The 8,733-nt window shown below is 65.1% G+C and carries 14 protein-coding genes; 7 read left to right on the plus strand and 7 right to left on the minus strand.

The features are described from left to right. Nucleotides 1–143 precede the first annotated feature (143 nt). Entirely contained in the window at nt 144–389 is a 246-nt protein-coding gene (locus RZ1_RS28745; RefSeq protein ID WP_072816279.1) for a hypothetical protein, read from the plus strand. A 234-nt stretch (nt 390–623) separates the two neighbouring features. On the opposite strand, the gene RZ1_RS28750 is transcribed toward RZ1_RS28745, so the two are convergent. The 6 genes from RZ1_RS28750 to RZ1_RS28770 all read right to left on the minus strand — a co-directional run bounded on the left by RZ1_RS28750 (nt 624) and on the right by RZ1_RS28770 (nt 4,837). After that, entirely contained in the window at nt 624–1,196 is a 573-nt protein-coding gene (locus RZ1_RS28750; protein WP_072816281.1) for a hypothetical protein, read from the minus strand. A gap of 210 nt (nt 1,197–1,406) precedes the next feature. Further along, on the minus strand, nt 1,407–2,978 hold the full coding sequence (locus RZ1_RS28755) for a hypothetical protein (RefSeq protein WP_244899417.1): 1,572 nt from the start codon (nt 2,976–2,978) through the stop codon (nt 1,407–1,409). A gap of 132 nt (nt 2,979–3,110) precedes the next feature. After that, a complete protein-coding gene (locus RZ1_RS31720; RefSeq protein WP_280522857.1) occupies nt 3,111–3,233 on the minus strand; it encodes a hypothetical protein in 123 nt (40 codons plus the stop codon). 52 nt (nt 3,234–3,285) lie between these two features. Continuing rightward, nucleotides 3,286–3,498 carry a helix-turn-helix domain-containing protein gene (locus RZ1_RS31725; protein ID WP_280522858.1) on the minus strand — a complete coding sequence of 71 codons (213 nt, stop codon included), beginning with the start codon at nt 3,496–3,498 and terminating at the stop codon, nt 3,286–3,288. Between the two features lie 3 nt (nt 3,499–3,501). Continuing rightward, nucleotides 3,502–4,008, minus strand: a complete 507-nt coding sequence (locus tag RZ1_RS28765) for a hypothetical protein (RefSeq protein WP_139282062.1) — start codon at nt 4,006–4,008, stop codon at nt 3,502–3,504. A gap of 400 nt (nt 4,009–4,408) precedes the next feature. Further along, nucleotides 4,409–4,837 (minus strand): hypothetical protein, encoded by a 429-nt coding sequence (locus RZ1_RS28770; RefSeq protein ID WP_072816287.1) that lies wholly within the window; start codon nt 4,835–4,837, stop codon nt 4,409–4,411. 31 nt (nt 4,838–4,868) lie between these two features. Between RZ1_RS28770 and RZ1_RS28775 the strand changes: the two genes are divergently transcribed. The 4 genes from RZ1_RS28775 (at nt 4,869) to RZ1_RS30890 (ending at nt 6,914) form a co-directional block, all read left to right on the plus strand. Beyond that, a complete protein-coding gene (locus RZ1_RS28775; protein WP_072816288.1) occupies nt 4,869–5,138 on the plus strand; it encodes a hypothetical protein in 270 nt (89 codons plus the stop codon). A gap of 284 nt (nt 5,139–5,422) precedes the next feature. After that, the gene (locus RZ1_RS28780; RefSeq protein WP_072816290.1) at nt 5,423–5,734 is read left to right on the plus strand and encodes a hypothetical protein; all 312 of its coding nucleotides are present in this window, start codon (nt 5,423–5,425) and stop codon (nt 5,732–5,734) included. A gap of 251 nt (nt 5,735–5,985) precedes the next feature. Continuing rightward, the gene (locus RZ1_RS28785) at nt 5,986–6,489 is read left to right on the plus strand and encodes an NADAR family protein (protein WP_083584007.1); all 504 of its coding nucleotides are present in this window, start codon (nt 5,986–5,988) and stop codon (nt 6,487–6,489) included. A 176-nt stretch (nt 6,490–6,665) separates the two neighbouring features. Beyond that, nucleotides 6,666–6,914, plus strand: a complete 249-nt coding sequence (locus RZ1_RS30890; RefSeq protein ID WP_072816293.1) for a hypothetical protein — start codon at nt 6,666–6,668, stop codon at nt 6,912–6,914. A gap of 49 nt (nt 6,915–6,963) precedes the next feature. Here the strand turns inward: RZ1_RS30890 and RZ1_RS28795 are convergent, their stop codons facing one another. Further along, complete coding sequence (locus tag RZ1_RS28795) at nt 6,964–7,923, minus strand: recombinase family protein (RefSeq protein ID WP_072816294.1); 960 nt, start codon at nt 7,921–7,923, stop codon at nt 6,964–6,966. A gap of 215 nt (nt 7,924–8,138) precedes the next feature. Between RZ1_RS28795 and RZ1_RS28800 the strand changes: the two genes are divergently transcribed. After that, entirely contained in the window at nt 8,139–8,399 is a 261-nt protein-coding gene (locus tag RZ1_RS28800; RefSeq protein ID WP_072816296.1) for a ribbon-helix-helix domain-containing protein, read from the plus strand. Continuing rightward, nucleotides 8,396–8,635: a toxin gene (locus RZ1_RS28805; protein ID WP_072816298.1), complete on the plus strand. Its 240-nt coding sequence runs from the start codon at nt 8,396–8,398 to the stop codon at nt 8,633–8,635. Before RZ1_RS28800 ends, RZ1_RS28805 begins: the two co-directional genes overlap by 4 nt. Nucleotides 8,636–8,733: the final 98 nt, after the last annotated feature.

Raw genomic sequence — 8,733 nt, forward strand, 5'->3', positions numbered from 1 at the left:
ACCGTCACAGAGGACGCGGGGGACGAAACCCCAGCTGGAGAGGAGTCACTTGACATGCCGGAGAAGGCCGACAGAAATCGCTGTGCCCCGCCGGCGGAGGCGACAGCAAATCGTTCTTCTGGGGCCGTGTCCCCGGAGATGACGTGGACAGGCTCAGCTTCCTCTACCAGAACGATCCCCGCCCCGAGCACCGGGACCGCAGCCACCCCCACCTGGGATCATGCTCGCTCAACACGGCCCGCCTCGTCCCCCAAGCGATCCACGGCACCTACTTCACCGATCGGTACACCCAAGGCGAGATGGACCTCCGACTGCTGGACCGGTCCAAGGGATACACGTCGTATCAGGAGGCCGCTGGTCAAGTGCCGGAACTGCGCTCCGACACTTGACCAGCCATGACTCGGTACGGTCCACAGGTGCTCCTCAGCGGATCGGATACGGCTGCCGTAAGAAGCCGTAGTTAGGGTTGACAGAAGAGCCGGTTATCGGATGACCGCCGGCTCGGCGACGGTCATACATCTGCCAGAAAAATGCCAGCAGTCGGTACCGGCCGTCCTAGTTCAGCTCGGCGCCATCCTCCTCGTCACCGCCGGCCTCGCCCGACGCCGCGAACCCGAGGTTGTTCACTTTCGGCGAGTGGTCCATCCCGTGGCTTCGAGGATCGAACCGACCACGCCGAGTACCGCGAGCGCGCACACCACCAGAACCGCGATACCCACCGTGCGGATCGTCCCGCTGGTCGCTCCCATCACGGTCGCCCCCGCCACCAGGACGAGTGCAACGGCAACCACCCCGAACAGCACCCGGGCAATCACGCGCCGACGTGCCTGCTGCTGTGGGGTACGCGGAGTGAGAATGCGCGCCCGCCGGTTCCAGGGTGTGACGGTGCCATCAGGTGCGAGATGAAAGATCGGCACCAGGGGAAACGAGCGAGTGTCGATGCGCGGTCCTGCGGTGGTGAACACCATCATCGCTTTACCTGTGTCGTTGTCGGCGTGGTGCCGCTGGATGATCGCGTGAATCTCGTCCCTGGTCGGTGCGGCATCATGGTGGATGATGCAGCCACGAGAGATGCTGGTGCTGAAGTCGAGTTGACCGGGGACCTCGGTCCGGTGGGTGCGGGTGCGGCCCTGCGGTGCGCGCTGTTCGAGGAAGCGGAACACCGCGGCCGCCGTCTGTTTGCAGTCGTTCTCCACCGCACCGCTCCGTCTCTGCCGGGTAGTTGATCTTCGGAGCGTAGCGATCGGCCTGACCTGGCAGATCGTTGGCGTTCGGCGTGGAACCGGTGGCCGGTCTCCGGAACGGGCCGGGTGGCATCGCCGCCACAGGGCTGGCCGAGTACAACGGTCCCGGCGCCTACAACCGCCGGCCCCATATCGGCTCGGCCCGCCCTGGGCGCGGTGAGACTACTGCCGTGATGCGCGGTAGGTGCTCCAACCGTTCATATACGGCTGAAGTTCCTCGTGGCTGCAGCTGGTCACCTCGACGATCTGCAACGGGCCGTTGAGCGGGTCGGTACGGTCGGCATGCCGACGAATCCAGCGGGCCCACTCTTGCACCTCCTTACCTTCGGAGATAGCCAATGACGCGGCGTGCGCGTCGATTTCGTCGGCATAGGTGCGCATTGCTGCGGCTGTCTCGCGCCGTGCCAGCTCGTCGCGCAGTCGCTCCGCGTTACGTGCGTAGGTCAGTTTGCGGAAGGCGTCTGTCTTGACTTCCTCCCACCGAACTTCCCGGATCTGTGCCCTGCGGGCTTCTTCCTGCTGTGCCCACTGTGCTTGTGCTTCGGCGACTTCGAGGGTGTGCACCAGGTCGGCGATCTGGTCTTCCAGCGTGGCGTAGCGGCTGTCTCGCACACTCAGGATCGGCTTCGGTTCCCACACCTTGGCGAGGGTGACCTCCAGTCGCCCGGACGACAGGAAGTTCTCGTTCGCAAGAGTGCGCGAGGTGCGGGTGTAGTAGTCGGTGTGGTCGATGAACGCCGAACCGGCCCGGCCGCGTTGATCGAGCTCGCGGATCGTGACGACAAGCTGTTGAGACGGAAGTCGAAGCGTCAGATCCGGTTGGACGTCGCTGCGGCCGTTGTAGGAGCTCGGAGTCTTCGCGGAAGCCGTCCACCCCATCTCGGTCGCCGCGGACACGATTGCTTGCAAGAACCGCGCCGCCCGCGGGATGTGAGCTTTGGAGACGAAGGCGCGCTTGTCGCGGAAGTCGGCGACGGCGGGATGCGGATCCCGAAGCTGCCGAGGAATCGGGAAGGTCCTCCTCGGGGTCAACGCGGCGAAGTCCGGTTCGAGATAGACCGTCACCCCGAGGTCAGGGTCCATCCGGGTCGGTTCGTGCGCCAGTCGTTGTCCTTCGGGCAGCAGCCGCTCTCGCGCCAGGTAGTGAGCGATCCGGGCCACTTCCTCTGTGCCGGAGCCGGTTCCCAGGTCGAGTCGCCCGCCGGCTGCAACGGTGGCATCTAACATTTCGAGTGCCCGTGTCCGCAGCTGTTGTTGTGCTCGGACCCGCTCAGCTTCGGCCTGTTCGGCACGTCGTTCGCGTTCCCGTGCGACCGCGACACGATGGGCTTGTTCCGTCAGAACACGCGTGCCGTCAGAGGTGATCTTCGCAGTCCAGGTCTTGCTCTTGCCCGTGACGTGGGCCAGGCCACGATTGTGCAATCCGCGGGCAGAAACACGATGGGAGGTGCCTGCATATACCCCGTCCGGGCACCCCTTCGATATCCAGTTCAGGAGATCGAACTGCGCAGGGGTCAGATGATCCTGCGAACGTCCCACCGGCTCTCCCATCTGCAAACTGCGACCCACGCGGTGCTGGAGATCACGAGCATGAGCTACGGACGGAAGCGGCGCAACGTCTGGCGAAGCTGCGCGCGATGAAACGGGAACTGGAAGGTCGCCTTGCGCCCTCACACACAGCGCCCCCGTTCCCGCACCAGTATGATCAGGGGACGGTCGCGGGCTGACAACCAAACAGCCGGACCCCGCCGCGAGAAGCCCGGACCCGATCGACTCGAGCCAACGTGGACCTTTCACCGGACAGTTCGACGGACACGAGTGGATCACTCGACGGGGACGCCAGGTACCACTGGACGCCAGGTACCACTACTGCCCTCCGATTCTGATCAGGGCAACCATGTTGTCGCTCGCCTTCGCCACGCCGGTCTCGAACTGCAACGACCCGGCCAGCGCCGCCAACGTCAGCTCGAACTCCTCGTCGGAAGCCATACCCGGACCGACAGCACCGCCATGGCCGGGACGAAAGTCCGGCCTCCCCGGCCTACTTCAAATGCCGGTAGAGCGTGGTGCGGCCGACGCCGAGGATCTCGGCGATCTCGAGTTGGCTCATGCCGCTGTCACGCATCTTCCTGGCCTGGCGGATCTTATTGGGGGTCATCTTCGGAGGCCGGCCCCCGGTGCGGCCGCGAGCTCGGGCGGCGGCGAGTCCGACCTGGGTACGTTCTCTCGGTCCGTCCTGCTGGCCGAGCGACAGACGCTACATCGTCTCGGACGCACCGCAGGTGGAGCAGTAGATCCGGCTGAGCGTGCAGTCATTGCCACACGAGCTCCAGTCCCGGCAGCGGTGGCACTCCTCGCGGTTGCGCTCGGTCGCAGCGGGGTCCCAGCACGTGTTGCAGCGCCAGAAGCCATTACTTCGCAGGCGAGCACGGTCCATATCGTTCCAGAGGAAGTGGAAGCCGCCTTTCACCCAGTACCCGCCACCGATGGTTAGCACGGTGTCTGGATGGAGGATCCGCGATTCGTAGTCAGCTGTCATCCGGTCTACGTGGGCTCGTTGCTCACGGTGCTTGATCAACGCATCCTCCAGATCGGCCTCATCGACCATCCACCGTCGTCCCTGCTTGACTGCGGCGATGCGGTGATAGCCGAGCCAGAAGGTTCCGTCGCGGGTCGCACATTTCCGGTACCAGTCGTAGGCGTTGCTTGGAGCGCCCGGCTCACGCTTGAAGCGATCTACGGCGTCGGAGAGAGGTAGGTGCACGATTCCGACCGTACTGCGGGGCGGTGACGGAGTGCGCCCAACGTAGCTGCGGCGGCATCCTCGGTCACCCCGGGCGCGGAACAACCCGTGCAACAACCGTCCGGGGTGACTGCAACGAGGCGGATCTCGGTGTCCTCCACGCAACGGCAAGTGCAACGAGTTGCGCACCTGTTGAAGCGTTGCACGCTGCTCGATTCTCAGTTGTAGGTGATGCGCTGCCGTCGCAGACCGGCCACAGACGCGGGAATGTGCTAAATAGGCTGGGGGACAAACGATCTAGAACCGCGGCGTAGGCCCCGACATCACTTCCGGATAGGCACCCTGCTCCAGAGAGCACGCAGTGCGTGCAATGCGTGCACGCATGGCACGGTACCGCACCACGGCACCCCCTCCGGCATTGTCAGCCGGTGTAGGGCTCGCAGACGGCGCCGGTGATGTAGCCCTGCTCGCAACCGTGCTGAGTTTGGATGTCGCCGCTGGTGGGGGCATCGCCGCATCGGACCCCGCAGCGCTCGTATCCGTTCACCACGCCGTCACCGTTGCGGTCTTCCTCCGGATCGTAGGGGTAACCCCCTCCCGGATTCGGGTTCGTGTTCTCAGCACGCATCGCGGCGCAGGCCGGGTCGGTCGTGGAGTACGACCCGTCGGTGTAGACAGCGGTCCCCGGGTAGTCGCAGTACCGCAGAACCTTGGCCGGCGGTTCGGTGGTGACCGCAGGGACGTAGGTGTCGCAGGACGGTTCGTATCCCGTGCTGCCGTCGGAATACAGGGCCGTCCCGGACTGGTAGATCGACAGATCACCGCATTCGAACGTCGCGGATGCCGCCACCGGCGGGCTACTTGCCGGCGCCGGCGAAGATGTGACCACGGGATTCGACGGCGGCGTCGTCACCGCGGTCGAGGTGGCGGTGGTCGATGCCGGCGCCGTGGACGTGACCACGGTCGGCGTCGTTGTCTCCGGGCTGCCACACGCCGACACCACGATCGCCGTCGCGAACAGGGCCGCACCCACCACAGTCTTCACTGCCACTACACCGCAACTCCCCCACCGCGCGTTACCACCGAAGACGATCACCACGCCCCGCTCAGCGCAGCGTGATGTCGCGCAGGTCGGTGACGCCGCCGAGTAAGCCGGCGAAACGTACGGCAACCTGGTGGGGACCTACGCCGAGCGGCGGGGGCTGGCCATCAGTGCCCCTTCGGGGTCCGGGGCATGTAGCTCAACATCGGAGCGCCGGATTCGTTGCGCTTCGGCGACGCTGGAGCATTCTCGTCACCGCTCGAGCACGGCGAATCTGAAGGCCGGGTACGTCCCGTTTAGGTAGTTAGCTAATCTCCCTACGAAACGCGGGCGGGGTCCACATCCCGCGAATCGCTCTCTCCATCCACTCCGAACGACAGGGCAGCAACCCCTATGACTCTTCGCAAGATCACCGGCTTCGTGGCCGCGGCGATCGCCGCAACCGCCGTCGTCACCGGCCCCGCCGTCGCCCTCGCCCCGGCCGCTGGCGCCACACCGGTCTATATCACCTATCCGGACTCACCGAGCTGCGCGAAGGCCGCCCTGGCGCTGCGTGAGGCACATCCGGGGTTGTATGTCAGGTGCTCGATGAAAGCGGGAAGCGCGTACGCGTACGAACTGATTTACGACCCGGCTGACATCCCGAAGCTGCAGCAGAATCCCCGTCCTGCGCGGCCTTCCACCGGTAGCTTCTTTAGCTCGTAGCTTTCGCAGGCTCACCCCTGGGCGCCATCCGCCCGGGGGTGTCCGCGTCTTTGCAAACGGGGCCTTGGTAGTTGTGTGGAGCCAGTTGGAAGCGACCCGAAACGTGCGAGATGCTCACCGTAGTGAGCCGATGACGAGGTTCTGGATGAGTGGCTCGCACGACTCCGCAGCGCCACCCGAACAGGTGAACTACTCGACTTGGCAGCAGATCTCGCCTCTGACTCAACCGAACACCCCCCGAAGGAGCGAGCGTGACAAGTAGACCGTGGACTCTCGGCCACCTACCGATCCCGGTGATCGATGCGTTCGTCGGGGAACACGAGTTCCTGTCGAACCTCTGGCCCGCACCCACCCCCTACCGCGGCCGTGTCTTTTCCACTAGTGAACACGCCTACGCCGCAGCGAAAACCGATGATCACGAGGTGATCGGACGGATCGCCGCAACCGACGATGCTGCCAAAGCGAGAGCAATCGGCCGAGCAGCACCGCTCGTCGCCGAGTGGGACCGTCGCAAGTACGCGGTGATGGAATCGATCGTCGAGGCCAAGTTCCGCCACAACCCCGACCTCGCCGCCAAACTCGCCGCCACCCGGGGATTACTGCTAGTCGAGGGCAACATCTGGCACGACCAGACATGGGGAAGCTGCAGTTGCCCCCGGCACCGAGACACGCCCGGCGACAATGCACTCGGCGTCATTCTCATGGCGGTTCGTATGCGGCTGGCTGCGGGCAGCCAGCCGCCCAGGGCGGCGTAGGGGCGACGTGCGCGTCTACCCAGCACGTGCGAGCAGACGTCGCACGCCCGGCCGCGATCGCCGTGGGTAGAAAACGGTGTGATGAGTAATCCTGCCGCGCTGCTGCCCGACTACCCCCGGTTTCTCGAAGTCATCGACCAACTCGCCCACGACCTGCGGGCCGAAACCTGTTCTACATGCGCTCCTTCGCCGAGGCCTGGCCCCAGAAATCGTGCAACAACCCGTTGCACAACTTCCGTGAGGACACGTCACCGTGCTGCTCGACAAAGCTGACCGACGCCGGCGACCGCAACTGGTACGCCGCCCAAGCCGCCGACCACGGCGCTCCCCTGGCGGTGGCGAACTACACCTACGACACCCTGCCCGACCCGATCCGCGAACTGGTCCCCACCGACAGCGAACTCGCCACCGCGGTCGAGGAATAACCCCTCCCCCGGCTCGCTCGACCGGCGAACTCAGCAACGACACGATCGGTCAGGTGTGGTGGCCGCACACCAGATTCGTGCCCGTGGCCCAGCCCCGCTCCTCGAGCCACCGCAGAATCAAAGCAGGAAGCTCCCCGCCCGCGTCGATGCCGCTGATCAGCGGCCCCACCCCGCAACGCGTGCAACTGACCGCCACGACCTGCTCGTGGGGCTGACAGCGCGCACAATGCCGACGTTCACCCACCTGCCCACCGGGGTCGAGGTGAAGCCAGACGGTGTCGAGATCGTCGAGATGCGGAATCATCTCGCGGCGCGTTTCCGGTCGGTACCCGCAGGTCGGGCACTCGAGCCGGTCCTCGGATCCCGCAGCCGTATCCGGCTCGGCCGAAACCTTCGGGGCGTGAGCTGATGGTGTGGGCGCGGCGGTGACCGGCTCGGCCGGCCGCGCAGGCAGGTGCCGGTAGAGAGTCGAGCGGGTCAGCCCGGTCTTGGCGACGATCTCGGCGACCGTGGCACCGCCGTCCCGCAGCTGGACGGCGTAGGCCAGTTGCGCCTCGGACACCACCGAGGGCCGACCGATCCGGCGGCCTTTCGCCGTGGCCACCGCCCGAGCGTGCGCGGCCCGCTCGAGACTGTAGGTGCGTTCCATCTGCCCGAACAACGCCAACAACACCACCGCCAACTGCGCCATCGGATCGCCCGGATCCGACGAGTCGATCCGGATCGGATCGGCGAGGTTACGCACCCCGACACCGCGCTCGCGCAGGTCGTGGATCAGGTTCAGCGTGTCCCGCACGGTGCGACCCAACCTGTCGAGGGTGTGCACCACGATGACGTCCCCGTCGCGGGCGTATTCGAGCAGCGCCGTCAGGCCCGGTCTGTCGGTGGTGGCCCCGGATTTCTTGTCGACGTAGATGCGCTGCTCGTCCACTCCCGCTGTGGTGAGTGCGTCGATCTGTCGGTCGAGGTCCTGTTTGGTCGTCGACACCCGCGCATAGCCCAGCTCCATGGCACGGAGCGTATCGAAAGTTGTGTCTGTACGGAGTTTTCGACACAAAGTTGTGGAATCAACTTTTGAGACGTGCCCTCCTGGCCTTCACACAGGTAGCGGGGAGCGCGGACCGTTCCAATACCAGGCCGGCAAGAGCTGGCTCGGCAACCGGCTCCGGCCGAGTCGACCCAGCGCTCGGCAATGAACCAGATTTTCGTATTACAATAATGTGCATGGCTGAGGAAAGGGTCAACGGAGCACCCGTTACGGACGAGATGATCCAGAAGTGGGCCGATGAGGCCGAGGTCGGCTACGACGTCGAGAAACTGCGCAAACGTGGCCGACCGACTGTGGGAACCGGCCCTGGCGCGGTGGTGCCGGTGCGGATGGACGCGGCCTTGCTGGAGGCGTTGAACGCACGTGCCGAGCAGGAGCATGTCTCCCGATCCGAGGCGATTCGAGAAGCTGTGCGTGCCTGGACTCAGGTCGCGTGAAGGCGCATCGATCCGCACTCAAACACGGAATCGGCGAAGACGACGGCATTTACGCGGCAGAGCATCACGTCTACGTCGCTGATCTGGACGACGACAACCCTGCTCGCGAGTTCCGGCTGGGCTTCGATCCGAACGGTCGACTCCTGGAACTGGTTGTCCTGCGTTTCGACAGCGGGAACGAGTTGCTCATTCACGCCATGAAGGCACGTTCGCAATACTTCGACCTTCTGCAGTGATCGCGAAGCAGCCAGCTTCCGGCCGCAGCTCGGTGTATCGCACAATGTCGAGCATGAGACCGTCTCAAAACCAAGGAATTGAGACGAGCGTGCAGCGT

It is taken from the genome of Rhodococcus zopfii NBRC 100606 = JCM 9919 (genome assembly GCF_001895025.1).
GTDB classification, from domain to species: Bacteria; Actinomycetota; Actinomycetes; order Mycobacteriales; family Mycobacteriaceae; genus Rhodococcus; species Rhodococcus zopfii.